Annotated in this window: 16 protein-coding genes; 1 reads left to right on the top strand and 15 read right to left on the bottom strand. The window is 60.7% G+C overall.

Going from position 1 to position 18239, the window contains the following annotated elements; translation table 11 throughout:
- Window positions 1–17: 17 nt before the first annotated feature.
- On the top strand, window positions 18–458 hold the full coding sequence (locus SCT_RS12645) for a DUF721 domain-containing protein (RefSeq protein WP_059423561.1): 441 nt from the start codon (window positions 18–20) through the stop codon (window positions 456–458).
- Window positions 459–630: 172 nt separating this feature from the next.
- Here the strand turns inward: SCT_RS12645 and lpxC are convergent, their stop codons facing one another.
- The 15 genes from lpxC to ftsL all read right to left on the bottom strand — a co-directional run bounded on the left by lpxC (window position 631) and on the right by ftsL (window position 18221).
- Window positions 631–1545 carry a UDP-3-O-acyl-N-acetylglucosamine deacetylase gene (gene lpxC, locus SCT_RS12650; RefSeq protein WP_059423657.1) on the bottom strand — a complete coding sequence of 305 codons (915 nt, stop codon included), beginning with the start codon at window positions 1543–1545 and terminating at the stop codon, window positions 631–633.
- Window positions 1546–1678: 133 nt separating this feature from the next.
- A complete protein-coding gene (gene ftsZ / locus SCT_RS12655; RefSeq protein ID WP_059423563.1) occupies window positions 1679–2833 on the bottom strand; it encodes a cell division protein FtsZ in 1155 nt (384 codons plus the stop codon).
- 54 nt (window positions 2834–2887) lie between these two features.
- Entirely contained in the window at window positions 2888–4126 is a 1239-nt protein-coding gene (gene ftsA, locus SCT_RS12660) for a cell division protein FtsA (RefSeq protein WP_059423567.1), read from the bottom strand.
- A 15-nt stretch (window positions 4127–4141) separates the two neighbouring features.
- Complete coding sequence (locus SCT_RS12665; protein WP_059423571.1) at window positions 4142–4948, bottom strand: cell division protein FtsQ/DivIB; 807 nt, start codon at window positions 4946–4948, stop codon at window positions 4142–4144.
- 38 nt (window positions 4949–4986) lie between these two features.
- On the bottom strand, window positions 4987–5904 hold the full coding sequence (locus SCT_RS12670; protein WP_059423573.1) for a D-alanine--D-alanine ligase: 918 nt from the start codon (window positions 5902–5904) through the stop codon (window positions 4987–4989).
- Window positions 5904–6833, bottom strand: coding sequence for a UDP-N-acetylmuramate dehydrogenase (gene murB, locus SCT_RS12675; RefSeq protein ID WP_237759687.1), 930 nt, complete (start codon window positions 6831–6833; stop codon window positions 5904–5906). The genes SCT_RS12670 and murB overlap by 1 nt, the downstream gene beginning before the upstream one ends.
- A 72-nt stretch (window positions 6834–6905) precedes the next feature.
- On the bottom strand, window positions 6906–8366 hold the full coding sequence (gene murC / locus SCT_RS12680; protein WP_059423576.1) for a UDP-N-acetylmuramate--L-alanine ligase: 1461 nt from the start codon (window positions 8364–8366) through the stop codon (window positions 6906–6908).
- The gene (murG, locus tag SCT_RS12685; RefSeq protein WP_059423661.1) at window positions 8363–9511 is read right to left on the bottom strand and encodes an undecaprenyldiphospho-muramoylpentapeptide beta-N-acetylglucosaminyltransferase; all 1149 of its coding nucleotides are present in this window, start codon (window positions 9509–9511) and stop codon (window positions 8363–8365) included. The genes murC and murG overlap by 4 nt, the downstream gene beginning before the upstream one ends.
- 17 nt (window positions 9512–9528) lie before the next feature.
- The gene (ftsW, locus tag SCT_RS12690; protein WP_059423578.1) at window positions 9529–10692 is read right to left on the bottom strand and encodes a putative lipid II flippase FtsW; all 1164 of its coding nucleotides are present in this window, start codon (window positions 10690–10692) and stop codon (window positions 9529–9531) included.
- Window positions 10689–12080 carry a UDP-N-acetylmuramoyl-L-alanine--D-glutamate ligase gene (gene murD, locus SCT_RS12695; protein WP_059423584.1) on the bottom strand — a complete coding sequence of 464 codons (1392 nt, stop codon included), beginning with the start codon at window positions 12078–12080 and terminating at the stop codon, window positions 10689–10691. The genes ftsW and murD overlap by 4 nt, the downstream gene beginning before the upstream one ends.
- The gene (gene mraY, locus SCT_RS12700; RefSeq protein WP_059423587.1) at window positions 12077–13162 is read right to left on the bottom strand and encodes a phospho-N-acetylmuramoyl-pentapeptide-transferase; all 1086 of its coding nucleotides are present in this window, start codon (window positions 13160–13162) and stop codon (window positions 12077–12079) included. Before mraY ends, murD begins: the two co-directional genes overlap by 4 nt.
- Window positions 13147–14583: a UDP-N-acetylmuramoyl-tripeptide--D-alanyl-D-alanine ligase gene (murF, locus tag SCT_RS12705; protein WP_059423662.1), complete on the bottom strand. Its 1437-nt coding sequence runs from the start codon at window positions 14581–14583 to the stop codon at window positions 13147–13149. The genes mraY and murF overlap by 16 nt, the downstream gene beginning before the upstream one ends.
- A gap of 106 nt (window positions 14584–14689) precedes the next feature.
- A complete protein-coding gene (locus SCT_RS12710) occupies window positions 14690–16192 on the bottom strand; it encodes a UDP-N-acetylmuramoyl-L-alanyl-D-glutamate--2,6-diaminopimelate ligase (RefSeq protein ID WP_082098340.1) in 1503 nt (500 codons plus the stop codon).
- Entirely contained in the window at window positions 16189–17940 is a 1752-nt protein-coding gene (locus SCT_RS12715) for a penicillin-binding protein 2 (RefSeq protein ID WP_189799666.1), read from the bottom strand. The genes SCT_RS12710 and SCT_RS12715 overlap by 4 nt, the downstream gene beginning before the upstream one ends.
- Window positions 17937–18221 carry a cell division protein FtsL gene (gene ftsL, locus SCT_RS12720; RefSeq protein WP_059423589.1) on the bottom strand — a complete coding sequence of 95 codons (285 nt, stop codon included), beginning with the start codon at window positions 18219–18221 and terminating at the stop codon, window positions 17937–17939. Before ftsL ends, SCT_RS12715 begins: the two co-directional genes overlap by 4 nt.
- Window positions 18222–18239: the final 18 nt, after the last annotated feature.

The raw sequence follows: 18239 nt of genomic DNA on the forward strand, positions 1-18239 counted from the left end.
TAGTTTGTTCGTATCTTATGCCCGCCCATCCAGCACATTCATTCCTGAGCGCCGCGCCCAACCTGCAGGCACTCCTTCAACAGGCGCAAAAACTGCTGGTATTGCAGAAGGCCTGGAGTGAAGTCGCGCCCAAACCGCTGGCCGCTGCATCCAGGGTCGGCGCGGTGCGCCAGCAAACGCTGATCGTCTATGCGAACAATGGCGCGGTTGCCGGCAAACTTCGGCAACTCGTGCCCAGCCTGCTGGAAAAAATTCAAAATCGGGGGGTTGAGGTTACTGCAATTCGAGTGGACGTGCAAGTCGAGGCTCCGCCTCCGGGGAAAAAACCGAAAGACCTGACGGTAAGCACTAACGCCTTGAGCAGCCTTGAGAAACTGGAACAAAGCCTGGAGGACTCACCTCTGAAAAACGCCCTTCATACCTTAATCCGGCGGCATTCAGACGCGGTAAAGGATTAAACGTCCCATCATTAGCAGGACTGCGAAAACCAGCAGGAATACCAGAGAGAACTTGAAAATCTGCCAGGCGAAGCGAAGATAGCGGACATCGCGGGTGAACAGGAACATTACCACTGCAACAACGATGGCAATAAGACCGAGATAGACAAATAACCTGAGTATTAACAAGCGGTCAAACAGCCAGGCTGTTCAATCGCAACAATGCGGCCGGAGCATCTTCCTGGCGTTCAAAGCTGACGAATTCCCACGCCTCGGCATCCGCCATCAAACAGCGCAACAGACGGTTATTCATGGCGTGTCCGGATTTGTAGCCGGTAAATGCGCCGATCAGCGGGTGGCCGAGCAAGTAAAGATCGCCGATGGCATCCAGCACCTTATGCTTGACGAACTCATCCTCGTAGCGCAGGCCATCGCTGTTGAGAACGCGATATTCGTCCATCACGATCGCGTTATCGAGGCTGCCGCCCAGCGCCAGACCTTGCGAACGCATTGCCTCCACCTCGTGCATGAAGCCGAAGGTTCGGGCACGTGCAATTTCCTTGATGAAGGAGGTGTCGGCAAAATCCACCGTGACGGACTGGCCGGAATTTGACAATACCGGGTGATCGAAAGCAATGGTGAGGTTCAGCCTGAAGCCTGGATGAGGATCGAAGCGCACCCATTTGTCGCCGTCCCTGACCTCCACCGGTTTTTTGACGCGGATGAATTTTTTCGCTGCCGGCTGCTCTTCGATGCCTGCAGACTGCAGCAAAAACACGAAGGGCGAGGCGCTGCCGTCCATGATCGGCACTTCCGGCGCAGACAGGTCGACATAGGCATTGTCGATACCCAAACCGGCAAAGGCAGACATCAGATGCTCGACGGTAGACACCTTGACACCATCCCGCACCAGCGTCGAGGACAACCGGGTTTCTCCGACACTGTACGGTTCCGCCTTGATCTCCACAGGCTCAGCCAGATCGACGCGACGAAACACGATACCGGTGTCGACCGCGGCCGGACGCAAGGTGAGGTACACCTTCTCGCCGGTATGCAGCCCCACCCCGGTGGCGCGTATGATATTTTTCAGTGTCCGCTGTCTAATCACGAAATTTCCCATGAGCATCATGGTGTTGTCAGGGCCGGCAGTTTAGCACAGCGAGTGGGGCAGGCCAACCCTCGCACCGAAATCGACACCCCGCGCGCCCCGTAGGCGCCGCCATTCAGCTCATCAGCGCGGGTCAGTCAGCCTGCTTGCGCAGGAATGCCGGAATATCAAGCAATTCCACGCCGGACTGCTTCATCGCCTCGACTTGGGCATCACGCCGACGCCGCATCACTGCAGGCTGTTCCAACTCGGTGTAATCCACCATCATCGGCTCATTGTCGGTACCGGTCTTCGATATCACTATGCTTAACGGCTTGCTCTGCTGACGGTTGACCGGCGAACCCAGACCGGTAGCTACCACTGTCACGCGCAATTCGTCCTGCAGTGTGCTGTCGAACACCGTACCAAAAATCACAGTTGCATCTTCTGCGGTGAAACTGCGGATGGTGTTCATCACTTCGTAGACTTCCTCGAGATTCATGTCCTCGCTGGCACTGATGTTGACCAGTACGCCGCGCGCGCCGGAGAGGTTGACATCTTCCAGCAGCGGACTGGCCACTGCCTGCTCTGCCGCCATGCGGGCACGGTCTACGCCGGTTGCCTGGGCCGAACCCATCATCGCCATACCCATCTCCGACATCACAGTGCGCACGTCGGCAAAATCGACGTTGATCAAGCCAGTGCATTTGATCAGCTCGGCAATACCTGCCACCGCGCCGTGCAACACGCCATCGGCAGCCTTGAAGGCATCGCGGAAACCAATCTTGCCGCCCAGCACTTCCATCAGCTTGTCGTTGGGGATCACGATCAGGGAATCTACATGCTGCGTCAGCGCCTCAATACCTTCGAGCGCCACTTTCATGCGCTTGCCCTCGAAACCGAACGGCTTGGTCACCACCGCCACGGTCAGGATGCCCAACTCCTTGGCCACCTCGGCCACCACAGGCGCGGCACCGGTACCGGTGCCACCGCCCATGCCGGCGGTGATGAACAGCATGTCGGCACCGTCAATCAGCTCGGCGATACGCTCTCTGTCCTCCAGTGCCGCCTCGCGCCCGACTGCGGGATTTGCGCCCGCGCCCAACCCCTTGGTGATGGCCGAGCCCAGCTGCACGGTAACGCCAGCCTGATTGCGCTTGAGTGCCTGAGCATCGGTATTGACGCAGATAAACTCGACGCCACCCAGGCCACTGGCGATCATATGATCCACTGCATTACCGCCGCAGCCGCCCACGCCGATTACCTTGATTACCGCTTCCTGTGTTTGTGTGTCCATGATCTCAAACATGCCTGTCTCCTTTGTTGTTATACCCAAAGTTTAAAAAACCCAAAAATTACCTGCTTAAAAGTTCCCTTGAAACCAACTCTTCATCCGATTGAAAATCTGTGTCACCGAGCCGTTCTGTAGCGTTGCCAGGTGATGCCGCTGGTGCTGATCCATACCCGCGAGCAACAGCCCAACGCCGGTGGCGAAACGCGGATTGCGCACCACTTCGGCCAGCCCGCCCACGTACTGTGGCATCCCCAGCCGCACCGGCATGTGAAACACCTCCTCGCCCAGTTCCGCCATACCTTCCATGGCGCTGCTGCCACCGGTGATGACAATGCCGGAAGAGAGCAGCTCCTCGAAACCGCTACGGCGCAATTCCGCCTGCACCAGGCTGTACAGTTCCTCGACGCGCGGCTCGATCACTTCGGCCAAAGTCTGGCGAGACAGCTGGCGCGCAGGCCGGTCGCCGACCCCGAGCACCTCGATCATTTGCTTCGCGTCAGCCAGCTGACGCAGCGCACAGCCGTATTTCACCTTCAGGTCCTCGGCATCCGCCGTCGGCGTCCTGAGCGCCATGGCCACATCGTTGGTGATCTGGTCGCCGGCGATCGGAATCACCGAGGTGTGGCGGATCGCACCACCGGTGAATACCGCTATGTCGGTGGTGCCGCCGCCGATATCCACCAGGCACACACCCAGGTCTTTTTCATCCTCCGACAATACCGCCATGCTGGATGCCAGCGGCTGCAGGATCAGGTCGCGCACTTCCAGCCCGCAGCGGCGCACGCACTTGATGATGTTCTGGGCCGCGCTGATCGCGCCGGTGACGATGTGTACCTTGACCTCCAACTTTACCCCGCTCATGCCGAGCGGCTCGCGCACGTCTTCCTGTCCGTCGATGATGAATTCCTGGGTGAGGATGTGCAGCACCTGCTGGTCGGTCGGGATGATCACCGCGCGCGCCGTTTCGATCACCCGGTCAACGTCGGATTGATTCACTTCCTTGTCCTTGATCGCCACCATGCCATGCGAGTTGATACTCCTGATATGGCTGCCGGCGATGCCGGTGTAGACCTCGCGAATCTTGCAGTCGGCCATCAGTTCGGCCTCTTCCAGCGCGCGCTGGATGGCATTGACGGTGGACTCGATATTCACCACCACGCCCTTCTTCAGGCCGCGTGACGGCGTCTGCCCCATGCCGATGATCTCCAGCCGCCCTTCCGGCAGGATCTCTGCGACAATGGCGACGATTTTCGAGGTTCCGATATCCAGCCCCACGATCAGATTTTTTTGCTCTTTAGTCTTGCTCATCCCTTGTCTCCCTTGTCAGGCGGCAGTTGCCAGATAATTGGCATCACGTCGCCACCCGACTTTTTTCTTCAAATTTCCCTGACCCGGCCTTGCTGCCGGCTGCGCCTTCTTTGCTGGCGTCGAAGCTATCTGCGGATAGCGCACCGCGAACCCGTTGGGGTAGCGCAGGTCGGCATAGGCGACGGCAATCGTGAGCTTGGCGACGGTCTGGTCGTACACCCCGACGAATTTCTCCAAGCGCTCGTGCACCTTTTCCCGGCCCAATTCCACCACCAGTCCATTATTCAGTTTGAGCTGCAGCGCACGGCGATCCGACAGAGTCATGCGGGTCAAAGCCAGGTTGAGCGGCTTGAGCAACCGGCTGAATTCCTCATAATGTCCGGTCACTTCCCTAGCCGCGTCTTCCGGGCCGTTAAACTCTGGCAGCAGCGCGTTCGAGGCCGCCCTGAACAGCTCGCCGTGGGTATTGACCAACGCCGAACTTCCCCAGCGCGCCAGCACCATATGTTCCTCTATCGCCACTTCCAGCCTGTCCGGCCAGCGCCGCCTCACGTTCACGTTGCGCACCCAGGGCAGCTTCTCGAACGCCGCGCGGGTACGGTTCAGATCCAGGGTAAAGAAGTTCCCCTTCATCTCGCGTGCAACGATGAACTGCACTTGCTCGCGATTGACGTGCTGCAGCTCTCCCTTGACGTCCACCTTGCGCAGCGGAAACACCGGCAGATGCACCACCAGGAACAGCACGGCATATACAAGCAGCACCGCTGCCAAGGCGTAAAGCGTGTTCGCTAGCCACAGTGTCATCTGGGTTTTATCCCACACGGTTCAGCTCCAGTTCCTGAAATCAGGGTTCATGACGTTCATCCCGCTCGCGCCAGTTCAAGAACCTTGATCACCAAATCTTCAAAGCTCAGGCCTGCGGCCCGCGCCGCCATCGGCACCAGGCTATGGTCGGTCATTCCGGGCGAGGTATTGGCTTCCAGCAGGTACGGCTTGCCCGCCGCGTCGAGCAGGAAATCCACCCGCCCCCAGCCGGCGCCACCGATCACCGCGTAGCCCTGCTTTGCCAAACGCTGAATTTCGCTCTCCTGTTCCGCTGACAGCCCGCACGGGCAAAGGTAGCGGGTGTCGTCGCGCAGGTATTTTGCCTCGTAATCGTAGAACTCGTTGGCCGGCTCGATCTTGATCACCGGCAGTGTCTCGCTGCCGAGGATCGCGACGGTGTACTCTCCGCCACCGACGAACTGTTCGGCGATCACCAAATCGTCGTAGCGCGCCGCCAGTTCGTAAGCAGCGCGCAGATCTGCGACTGTCTTCACCTTGCTGATGCCGACGCTGGAGCCCTCGTTAGCCGGCTTGACGAACAGCGGCAAGCCGAGGCGCGCGGCGACAGCCGCGAAATCGCTGGCGGCATCAAGCAACTCGTAGGCGGGTACCGGCAATCCCGCCGCCTGCCACACCAGCTTGCTGCGCCATTTGTCCATGGCCAGGGCAGACGCCAGCACACCGCTTCCGGTATAGGGAATATCCAGCAGGGCCAGCGCGCCCTGCACCGTACCGTCCTCGCCTTGACCGCCGTGCAGGGTGATAAAGACACGCTGGTAACCATCCCGCTTCAGTTCACCTAACTCCCGCTCGGCCGGATCGAACGCATGCGCATCGACGCCGCTGCGCTTGAGCGCCGCCAGCACCGCATTGCCGCTTTTAAGCGACACCTCGCGCTCTGCGGATTTTCCGCCCAGCAGCACCGCGACCTTGCCGAATTCCTCTGCTTTCATTAACCTTCTTCTCCGATAACACGCACTTCCGTGACCAGTTCAATGCCGTGCTGCTCCTTCACCGTTTGCCGCACCCTGGCGATCAGCGCCTCGATGTCCGCTGCCGTGGCTCCGCCGGCGTTGACGATGAAATTTGCGTGCTTGGGCGACACCATCGCCCCGCCGATCGTCGTTCCCTTCAGGCCGCATGCCTCGATCAGTCGCGCCGCATAGTCCCCAGCCGGATTGCGGAACACCGAGCCGGCGTTGGGCGTACCAATCGGCTGGCTCGCCACCCGCTTTTCCAGCAAGCCCTTGATCTTTTTCCGCGAAACCTCACCGTTGCCGGGCTTGAAAGCGAACCATGCGGCGACGAACCATTCGCTTCCTATCCCTGCCTTGAGCGCCACGTGACGGTAGCTAATGTCAAAATCCTGCGGCGTACGACGGCGCAATTCGCCAAAACCGTCGATGGTCAGCACTTCGGTCACGTGTTGCCAGGTTTCAGCTCCGTAGCAACCGGCGTTCATCGCCAGCGCGCCACCCACCGTGCCGGGAATGCCAGCGAGAAACTCGGCGCCCTCGAAACCGTTCAAAGCTGCAAATCGCGCCACCTTCGGGCTGGCCACCCCGGCCTCGGCGTAAACCCCGGCTGGCTCGCCCGGCTTTCCGTGCCAAAGTGTGATCTGGTTGAGCGCACTGTGCAGAAGCACTACCGTGCCGCGCACTCCGCCATCGCGCACCAGCAAATTGCTGCCCAGTCCAATGAAGTGCACTGGCTCGTCCGCTGCCAGCCCCTGCAAAAACTGCGACAAATCGGCGATATCCGCCGGAATGTAAAAACGTTCTGCCGGCCCACCGACGCGCCAGCTGGTATGTTTGCTCATTGGCTCGTTGTACTTCAACACGCCGCGCAACCGCTGAGGTGAATGCGCCAATGCCATATTCATGTCCTTGTCCTCCTCACCTTTCATATACGATCTTTCATGCAACTTGTTGCATAGTAAAGTCGGAATCCCACGTTAGAGGGACGCCCCGCCCCGCGTCAAATTGCCCGCCACCTGGCCGATCGAGCCGGCACCCATGGTCAGCACCACATCGCCGTCCCGCGCCGCATTCAGAATTTCACCCGGCAGTTCCGCCACTGTTTCCACGAAAATCGGCTCAACCTTGCCCGCGACCCTGATGGCACGCGCCAATGCTCTGCCGTCTGCGGCTACGATCGGCGCTTCGCCGGCCGGATAGATTTCGGTCAGCAACAGGGCGTCGACGGTCGACAGCACCTTGACGAAATCCTCGAACAAATCGCGAGTGCGGGTGTAACGGTGCGGCTGGAATGCCAACACCAGCCTCCGACCCGGGAATGCACCTCGCGCCGCCGCCAGGGTCGCCGCCATTTCCACTGGGTGATGGCCATAATCGTCAATTAAAGTAAAACTTCCACTCCCGCTTGCGGGAGCGGAAACGATCGCCCTTTCTCCCGCTTGCGGGAGAGAGTTGGAGAGAGGGTGATCAGGCAATATGACCTCGCCATAACGTTCGAAGCGCCGTCCAACCCCGCTGAATTCGGCCAATCCCTTGACGATGGCCGTATCCGGCGCACCCACTTCCATCGCCACCGCAATCGCCGCAAGCGCATTCAACACGTTATGCTGGCCGGGCATGTTGAGCGTCACCGCCAGTTCCGGCAGACCGGCTCGTTGCACCTTGAAATCCATCCGGCCGCCGCAATGACCAAGATCCGTACCCCGAACCTGCGCGCCTTCTTCCAGGCCATAGGTAGTCACCGGCTTGGTAATGCGCGGCATGATTTCGCGTACGTTTGCATCGTCTGAGCACAATACCGCCATGCCGTAGAAAGGCAGGCGCTGGACGAAGTCGACGAAGGCCTGTTTCAACCGGTTAAAATCATGGCCGTAGGTTTCCATATGGTCGGCGTCGATATTGGTCACCACCGCCATCACCGGCATCAGGTAGAGGAAGGAGGCATCGGACTCATCCGCCTCGGCGACGATGAATTCGCCTTGGCCCAGCCGCGCATTGGCACCGGCGGCCTCCAGCTTGCCGCCGATAACGAAAGTCGGGTCCATACCTGCCTCGCCGAGTATGCTGGCGATCAGGCTGGTAGTTGTAGTCTTGCCGTGGGTGCCGGCCACTGCAATGCCCTGTTTGAAGCGCATCAGCTCCGCCAGCATCATGGCGCGAGGCACCACCGGGATGTTGCGCTCCCGCGCAGCCGCCACTTCCGGATTGTCGGCCTGGACCGCGGTGGATATCACCACCACATCGGCGCGCTCCAGATTGCTGGCGGCATGGCCTTGGTAAACTTGGGCACCGAGCGCTTTAAGGCGGCGGGTAGCGACGCTGTCGCCCAGATCTGAACCGCTCACCTCGTAACCCAGGTTGAGCAGTACCTCGGCGATGCCGCTCATGCCGACACCACCGATACCTACGAAATGAACATGTTTGACTTTATGTTTCATCCTGCCAGCTCCATGCATACTTGCGCCACGGTCACGGTCGCCTCCGGCTTAGCCAGTTTTCTTGCGGCTTGCGCCATCGCCAGTAATTTTTCTCGGCTGAAACCTGCCAACAAATCAGCCAGCCCTTCCGGGGTCATATGCTGTTGCGGCAGCAGCACCGCCGCGCCGTTCTCGCTCAGGAAGCGGGCATTGCCGGTCTGGTGGTCGTCCACCGCATGCGGGTAGGGCACCAGCACGCTGGCCACGCCGGCGGCAGTCACTTCGGCCAGGGTCAGCGCGCCCGCCCGGCACACGATCACGTCGCACCAGGCATACATCTGAGCCATGTCGTCGATGAAGGCGCGGGCGTCGGCGGCAACACCGGCAGCGACATAGTTGGCCCGGAGCTTTTCCAGGTTCCTGGTGCCGGACTGATGGATTACCTCGGGACGGTCGGATTCTGCAATCAGCGCCAGCGCCTGCGGCACCGCTTCGTTCAACGCAGCCGCACCCAGGCTGCCGCCAACCACCAGCAGGCGCAGTTTGCCCTGACGCCCGGCCATCCGATGTTCTGGAGCGGGCAAGGCGGCGATATCGGCGCGCACCGGATTGCCGCACCAGATCATTGCCGGTTTGGAGCAACCAATCGGCTTGTCGCCGGGATTGTTGAATGCTGACGGGAAGGCCACCAGGACGCGATCTGCGAGGCAGGCCAGCACCCGGTTGGTCAGCCCGGCCACCGAATTCTGCTCGTGGATCACCAGGGGCTTGGCCAGCAGGGAAGCCATCAGGCCGCCGGGAAAAGCCGTGAAACCGCCCATACCAAGCACCACGTCGGGGCGGATACGGAAAATCGCCGCCGCGCTCTGCCACATCGCCAACAGCAGCATGAGCGGCAGCGCCGCCCAGCGCAGCGCGCCCTTGCCGCGCATGCCGGCGAACTTGACCCAGGCCATTTCATAACCTTTTTCCGGCACCAGCCGCGCTTCCATGCCGGCGCGAGTGCCCAGCCACACCACCCTCCAGTCCTTCTGCCGCAGTGTGTCGGCCACGGCCAGGGCCGGGAACACGTGTCCGCCGGTGCCGCCCGCCATGATCAGGATGGTACGTGATGGGTGATGGGCGATGGGTGATGGATCACCGCCGATGCGCCTTTCATCACTCATCACCCCTGACCCGTTACTCATACGGAGTACCCCTTCATAACCTGCCGGTTTTCCCAGTCCACCCTCATCAGCACGCCGATCGCGGTGCAATTTGCGGCGATTCCGCTGCCGCCGAATGACAGCAGGGGCAAAGTCAGGCCCTTGGTCGGCAACAGCCCCATGTTCACGCCCATGTTGATGATCGCCTGCACTGCCAGCCAGATGCCGATGCCGTAGGCCACCAGCGCGGCAAAATGGCGATCTATCCCGGCCGCCTGGCGGCCGATGGAGAATGCACGGACAGTCAGCCAGACGAACAGCAGGATCACCACGGCCACGCCGGCGAACCCGAGCTCTTCGGCAATCACTGCGAGCAGGAAATCGGTGTGCGCTTCCGGCAGATAGAACAGTTTTTCGACGCTCGCGCCCAGACCGACGCCGTACCACTCGCCTCGCCCAAAGGCGATCAGCGCGTGAGAAAGCTGGTAGCCCTTGCCGAAGGGATCGGCCCATGGGTCCATGAAGCCGATAATGCGCTGCATGCGGTAGGGCGAGGTCCAGATCAGCAGCAGGAATCCCACCAGCAGCATGGCGATGAGGCCGGCGAACAGCCGCCAGTTCATGCCGCCGAGGAACAGGATCGCCATGGCGATGCTGGTGATCACGGCAAAGGCGCCGAAATCCGGTTCCCGCAGCAGCAGGCCGCCGACCAGCAGCATCACCATGAACATCGGCATAAAACCCTTCTTGATATTGTCCATGTAAGCCGCCTTGCGCACCGTGTAATCGGCGGCGTACAGCACTGCGAACAGCTTCATGAACTCGGACGGCTGCAAATTGATCACCACCAGTGACAGCCAGCGCTGGCTGCCGTTGACCTCGCGACCGACGCCGGGAATCAGCACCAGCACCAGCAGCACCAGGCCGGAAAGAAACAAATAGGGCGCGGTTTCCTGCAACACCTTGTTCGGCACCTGGAAGGCGAACAGGCCGAACAGGGTGCCGACGCAGAGGAAAACTCCCTGCCGCACCAGGTAATAGCTTTCCTGGAAACCGGTATGCTTATCTGCTGCGGCGATGGCAATCGAGGAGGAATACACCATCACCAGTCCGAAGCCGAGCAACAGGATCACCAGCCACAGCAAGGTGCGGTCGTAGTCGGGTCTGGCGTGCGGGGCAACGACCGGCGAATAGGAGTTCATGCTTTCGCCTCCACCAGTTTTTTGACAGCGGCGATGAATACCTGAGCGCGATGTTCGTAGTTGCGGAACATGTCGAAACTCGCGCAGGCCGGTGACAACAGCACTGCATCTCCCGGCTGGGCCTGCTCGAATCCCAGCATCACCGCCTCCTCCATGCTTGCCGCGGAGAGCAGGGGCGCGCCACAGCCGGCCAGGGCCGCACCGATTTTCTGCCCATCGCGGCCGATCAGCACGACGGCACGAGCATGGGCGGACACAGCCGGTTTGAGCGGGCTGAAATCCTGCCCCTTACCATCGCCGCCGGCAATCAGCATCACCTTGCACGGCATGCCGTTAAGCGCCGCTACCGTGGCTCCTACATTGGTCCCCTTGGAATCGTCATAGAAAGTGATGCCGCCAATCTCCGCCACTTTCTCCACCCGGTGCGGCAGTCCTTTGAAGTCACGCAGCGCCTCGATCAGGGGCTGGAGCGGCAGGTCGATGGCGCGGCACAAGGCAAGGGCGGCCAGCGCATTGGCTGCGTTGTGCAAGCCGGCAAGCGGCAGGTCGGCTACCGGCATCAACCGGTTCACGCCCTGCGACAGCCATGAGCCATTCTGGCCACCCAGCAATCCCCAGTCCTCTGGGTTTTGTGGCGCATCCAGGCCAAACGTCATCACCCTGCGATCGGGCCTCACCATCGCCAAGCTGTAGTGATCTTCCCGGTTCAGCACCTGGACGCCGTTGCCGGCAAAAATGCGCGCCTTGGCCGCGGCGTAATCTTCCATGCCGTGATAGCGGTCCATGTGGTCTTCGGTCACATTGAGCACAGTCGCTACAGCCGGATGCAGGGTGTGCGTGGTTTCCAGCTGAAAACTGGAGAGTTCGATCACGAACACGTCGGCTGTCTCGCCGCGCTGGTCCAGATCGCTCAATGCATCCAGCACAGGCAGACCGATATTTCCCGCCACTATCGTATGCAGGCCTGCCTTCCTGCACATCGCACCGACCATCTCGGTCACCGTGCTTTTGCCGTTGGAGCCGGTGATGGCGATTACCTGGGTTCTGAGCGTCAAGTCCTGCGTGCTGAGCGCCTGTGCGAACAACTCGATATCCCCGACCACTTCCACGCCGTGCGCCAGCGCATCGGCAACGGCTGGTTCGCGCAGGGAAACGCCCGGACTGACCGCGAGCAGGTCGGCATTGCGAAACACCTCTTCCCTGAGCTTGCCGGTGAATAGCGGCACACCAGGCAGCTCGGCCTGAAGGCGCGCGGCATGCGGCGGATGGTCGCGCGAGTCGGCGACAGCCACCACCGCTCCTCTCGCGTCCAGCCAGCGCGCCATGGAGAAGCCGGTGACGCCTAGCCCCACCACCAGCACTTTTTTATGTTCGAGGTTCAAGCTCATCTCAATTTCAGTGTCGAAAGCCCAACCAGCACCAGCATCATGCTGATGATCCAGAAACGAACTACAACTTGATTCTCTTTCCAGCCCTTCAACTCATAATGGTGATGCAGCGGCGCCATGCGGAAGATGCGCTTGCCGGTGAGCTTGAACGACCCCACCTGAAGTACCACCGACAGGGTTTCCACCACGAACACCCCGCCCATCACGAACAGAACGATCTCCTGCCTCACAATCACCGCCACCACGCCGATCGCGGCGCCCAGCGCCAGCGCGCCCACATCGCCCATGAACACTTCGGCGGGGTAGGCATTGAACCAGAGGAAGCCCAAGCCAGCTCCGGCCAGGGCAGTGCAGAACACGGCCAGTTCGCCGGCACCCGGTACGTAGGGAACGCCGAGGTAACGTGAAAAAACGAAGTTGCCGGCAACGTAAGCGAATAGCGCCAGCGCGCCCGCCACCATCACCGTCGGCATGATGGCCAGGCCATCCAGCCCGTCGGTGAGGTTGACCGCGTTGCTGCTGCCGACGATGACGAAATAGGTCAGCACGACGAAACCCACTCCGCCGAGAGGAATCGTCACCAGCTTGAAGAAGGGCACGATCAGTTCGGTATGGGCCGGCAGCGTGGCAGTCATGGCAAGAAACACGGCGACACCGGCACCGATCAGTGACTGCCAGAACAATTTGGTCTTGGCCGACAGACCCTTGGGATTACGATGCACCACCTTGCGCCAGTCATCGACCCAGCCGACTGCACCGAACCCAATCGTGGTGACCAGCACGACCCAGACATAAGGGTTTTTCAGATCCGCCCAGAGCAGAGTGGAAATCGTCAACGCAACCAGGATCAGCGCCCCCCCCATAGTCGGCGTCCCGGCTTTGATGAGGTGAGTCTGCGGGCCGTCGTCGCGCACCGACTGGCCGATCTTGTAGGCGGTGAGCTTGCGGATCATGGCCGGACCGACGATGAACGAGATCATCAGCGCAGTCAGCATCGCCAGCACCGCACGCAACGTGATATAGCCAAACACGTTAAAGGCCCGAATATCGTGCCCCAGCCATTGGGTCAATGCGAGCAGCATGTCGAATCCTCCTCCAGCACGAAACTCTTCACTACTCGCTCCATCTGCATGAAACGCGACCCCTTCACCAGCACCGTCACATCCGGAGCCAGCAGGTTTTCGATATCGTGCAGCAGGTCCTCGATATATTCGAAATTCCGTCCTCCCTCGCCGAAAGCCTGTGATGCAGCGGCACTCAGATCGCCCAGGGTAAACAACAAGTCGACCCCGGCCGCCTTCGCAACCGCGCCGATTTCGGCATGCAGCGCGCGCGCGTTTTCACCCAGCTCTCCCATGTCGCCGAGCACCAGCACCTTCTTGCCTGGCAAGGCGGTGAGCACGGCGATCGCCGCGCTCACCGAGCCAGGATTGGCATTGTAGGTATCGTCTATCATGGTGGCGCCATGCAGGCAGGGATTTTTCTGCAGCCGGCCCTTGACGCTGGAAACCTTTGCCAGCCCCGCGGCGACGGTTGCGTTGTCGACCCCCAGTGCCTGAGCCACGGCGGCAGCCGCCAGAGCGTTGCGCACGTTGTGCTCGCCCGGCACCGGCAATACGACTGCAAATTTACCTGTGGGCGTAACCATCTCGATTTCGCTGCCGAAAGGCTGCAATTTGAAGCTGGCCGACACTTCTGCTGGCTGATTGAGGCCGAAGCGGATAACGCGATGAGCACCTGCCAGTTTCTGCCACAGCGGCGCATGCGGGTCGTCGGCATTGATCACGGCGACGCCGTTCGCTGCCAAGCCCTGGAAAATTTCGCCCTTGGCTCGTGCCACCGCTTCCACCAGATCAAAACAAGCGCCCTTCACGTTTACACCCTCTCCCGCTTGCGGGAGAGGGTTGGGGAGAGGGAAACCTGCCAGATGAGCGGCCTGGGCATTAATGATCAGTGCCACATCGGGCTTGGCGATCGTGGACAGATACGCGATCTCGCCCGGATGGTTCATGCCCATCTCGATCACGGCATAGCTATGGGTGTCGCGCAATCCGAGCAAAGTCAGCGGCACGCCGATGTCGTTATTGAGGTTGCCCTTGGTCGCGAGCACTTGATCGGCTGCGCCTGCCTGAGCCCGCAGGATCGCGGCGACCATTTCCTTCACCGTGGTCTTGCCGCTGCTGCCGGTGAGCGCCACTACGGGAATGACGAAGCGGCTGCGCCAGTGACCGGCCAGTTCACCCAAGGCAAGGCGCGCATCCTTGACAAGCAGCAGCGGGAAATCGCCCCAGGCCGGGTCGCGCCGCTCTACCAGCGCGGCAACTGCACCCTGTTCCATCACCTGCTTGACGTAATTGTGACCATCGAAACGCTCACCCTTCAGCGCCACGAACAAATCTCCGGCAGCCACCGCACGGCTGTCGGTGGTGACGCCGGAGAACGTCACATCCGCACCGCTGGTTTCAGCGTTCAACGCCCTGGCTGCTGCACTCAGACTTAACATGTTGACGCCTCCTTCAACCTGCTCCACAAATGTTGCTCCTCGCAAGTCGGCGCCCGGCGCCATTCGCGGCCGGTCGCACCTTCCTTCGGAAGGCACTGCTCCCTGCTCATGTCGCCATCCTTTCCAATACTCGCCGAGCCACGTCGGCGTCGGCAAAGGGCAGTTTCACGCCCTTGATTTCCTGGTAATCCTCGTGGCCCTTGCCGGCGATCAGCACCACGTCATCCGGCTGCGCACCGCGCACAGCGGCGTCTATGGCCGCAGCGCGATCATCGATCACATGGTAGTTGGCACCCATGCCGGCGATGATTTCGTCGATGATGGCGTGGCCATCCTCGCCACGCGGGTTGTCGCTGGTCACGATCACGCTGTCCGCCAGGCGCGATGCCACCGCTCCCATCAGCGGGCGCTTGCCGCGATCGCGTTCGCCGCCGCAGCCGAACACGCAAATCAACCTGTTTTTGTCACTCATGATTTCGCGCAAGGTTCCGAGCACCTTTTCCAGCGCATCCGGGGTGTGAGCGTAGTCCACCACCACCAACGGCTTGCCCTCGCCGCCCAGGCGCTGCATGCGGCCGGCAACCGATTCAACCTTGCCCAATTCGCGCACCGCCTCTTCCAGTGCGATGCCGCTCACCAGCAGTACCGCCAGCGCTGCCAGCAGGTTGGAAGCGTTGAAGCGGCCGAGCAACTTGCTGCTCAGCTGTGCCGTCCCCCATGGCGTAATCGCCTTGAAACGGATGCCTTCAGCGTCCGCCACCAGATCGCGCGCCAGAACGGCAAAGCGGCAACCCTCATGCTTCCCTGCCAGGCTGTAACCCACCGTCTGCACCCCGCTGCAACCGAGCTTGCCGGCCAGTTCGACGCCAAACTGGTCATCCATATTGAGCACCGCGTATTGCAGCTCCGGCCACTCAAACAGGCCGGCCTTGGCGGCGGCGTAGGATGCCATGTCGCCGTGATAATCCAGATGATCACGCGACAGGTTGGTGAGCACGGCAATGTCAAAATGCACGCCGTTGACCCGGCCCTGTGCCAGACCGTGGGACGACACTTCCATCGCCACGCACTTCGCGCCGTTCGCCAGATAGTCGCGCAATAAAGCATGCAGACTGACCGCATCCGGCGTGGTGTTGGCGGAAGGGGCCAGGTCGCTGGGAAAACCGTTGCCGAGAGTGCCGACCATTGCGGTTTTTTTACCCAGAACGGTCAGGCATTGGGCAATCCAGTGGCAGCACGAAGTCTTGCCGTTGGTGCCGGTAATGCCGATCGTCCACAGCTGGCGCGAAGGTTCGCCGTAAACCTGGCTGGCAATCTTGCCGATTTTGTCGCGCAAGTCATCGACCGGAAGATTCGGCACTTTCCACTCTGAATTCCACTCGAATCCTTCTCGCTCCCACAGTACCGCACTGGCGCCGGCCGCGACTGCCTGTGCTATGAACTTGCGCCCATCTAGCCGCTCGCCCGGGTAGGCGGCGAAGGTGTCTCCCTGCCGAACTTGCCGACTATCGACAACCACATGCTTCACCTCTGCGCCCGGTAGAGCCAGGAAGCCAGCTTCCTCGCCACCCCTCACTCCTGACGCCTCACCCCTCACCGAAGCACTCATACCACCTCCTTCACTTCAGGAGCGCCTTCCAGCGGCAGGATATTGCTGATCGGTGCATCGGGCGGCACGGAAAGCAGGCGTAGCGCACCCGACATCACCTGACTGAAGACCGGAGCTGCCACAGTGCCTCCGTAATACTGGCCATTGGAAGGCTCATCGATCATCACCGCAACGATCAGGCGCGGGTTGGACGCCGGCGCGAGACCGACGAATGAAGCAACATATCGATCCGATGCGTAACGCCCATTTTCTTCCTTGTGCGCCGTACCGGTCTTGCCCGCCACGCGATAGCCCATCACTTGTGCGCGCGGCGCCGTACCGCCTGGTAGCACCACCAATTCCAGCATGCTGCGCACTGCTTTCGATGTTTCAGCCGCGATCACCTTCGCCCCTGTCGGCGGGACATCCAGTTTAAGCAAAGAGACCGGCCTGATTTCGCCATCTCCGGCAAATACCATATAGGCGTGTGCCAACTGCAGAAGGCTTACGGAAATGCCGTGACCGTAAGCCATGGTGGCCTGCTCGATCGGCTGCCAGGATTTGTAGGGGCGCAGCCTGCCTGACGCCTCGCCAGGAAAGCCTGCATGGGGCGGCTTGCCGAAGCCGAGATGGTCGAAGGCATTCCACAAGTATTCGGGTTCGAGCGACAACGCCATTTTGGCAGCACCGACGTTGCTCGATTTCTGGATCACCTGCGCCACCGTCAGCACGCCATTGGGGTGCGCGTCGTGGATCGTCGCAGAACCGATAGTGAAGGTGCCGGGCGCGGTCTGAATCGGTGAATCAGCCTTGAATTTTCCCGCCTCCAACACCGCAGCCGCCGTAAAAGGTTTCATCGTCGAGCCCGGCTCAAAGGTGTCAGTAACAGCGCGGTTGCGCGTGCTATTGCGGTTGAGCTTGGCACGGTTATTGGGGTTGAAAGCTGGCAGATTGGCCAGCGCCAGGATTTCGCCGGTTTTCGCGTCGAGCACCACGATTGCGCCCGCCTTGGCCTTGTGTTCGGTGACCGCTGCTTTCAGCTCGCGGTAGGCAAGGTACTGGATCTTGCGGTCGATGCTTAGCGCCAGGTCATGCCCGTCCTGTGGTGAACGCACGCTTTCCACGTCCTCCACGATACGGCCAAGTCGATCCTTGATCACATGGCGGCTGCCAGGCTTGCCGGCCAGCTCGTCCTGGTATGTCAGCTCGAGCCCTTCCTGACCGTTGTCATCGACGCCGGTAAAACCAAGCAGGTGGGCCACCACCTCCCCGGCAGGATAGTAGCGACGATATTCACGCCGCAGGAACACACCAGGCGCATCGACCTGCATCACCCGTGCAGCAGTTTCCGGTGGCACCTGGCGCTTGAGGTAAACGAAATCGCGCTGACTTTGAGTGAAGCGGCTTTTCACGTCGCTTTCGCTCATATCCAGGATCTTGCTCAACTGACGGATGCGTGCCGGGGTGATCTCAAAATCCTTCGGGCTGACCCACACCGATTCCACCGGCGTGCTGATCGCCAGCGGTTCGCCGTTGCGGTCGGTGATCATGCCGCGGTGCGCGGTCAGTTCGATCACCCGGCTATAACGCTCGTCGCCCTTGTGCCTCAGGAAGTCGGTGTTCAGACCCTGCAGGTATAGGGCCCGCGCAATCAAAACCAGAAACCATACCAGCAACAGCCAGATCAGGATGCGAGCACGCCCTGCCGGCAACTTAAGCATTGGCACGCTGCGTCCGCGTGTAGCCCCATTGTTCAGCCCGTAGCTCATGGCCGCGCCGCCTTGATTGCCGCCGGCTGCACCACCTGAATGCGCGAGGAGTCAGGCACCTGCATCTGCAGATAGGCCGTAGCGATTTTCTCGATACGAGAGTGCATCGCCCAGGTACTTTGTTCCAGCTGCAGCTGCCCCCACTCCACTTCCATCTTTTTCGCCAGTTCCTGCTCCATCTGCAGTTCGATGAAAATCTTGCGCGCCTTGTGCTGGGCGGTAACGATCCCCAGCGCGCACATCACCAAAAACAGCACCAGCAGCAAGTTGAGCTTGGTCATGCCGTCTCCTCAAACGGA

It is taken from the genome of Sulfuricella sp. T08, assembly GCF_000971475.1.
GTDB lineage: Bacteria > Pseudomonadota > Gammaproteobacteria > Burkholderiales > Sulfuricellaceae > Sulfuricella.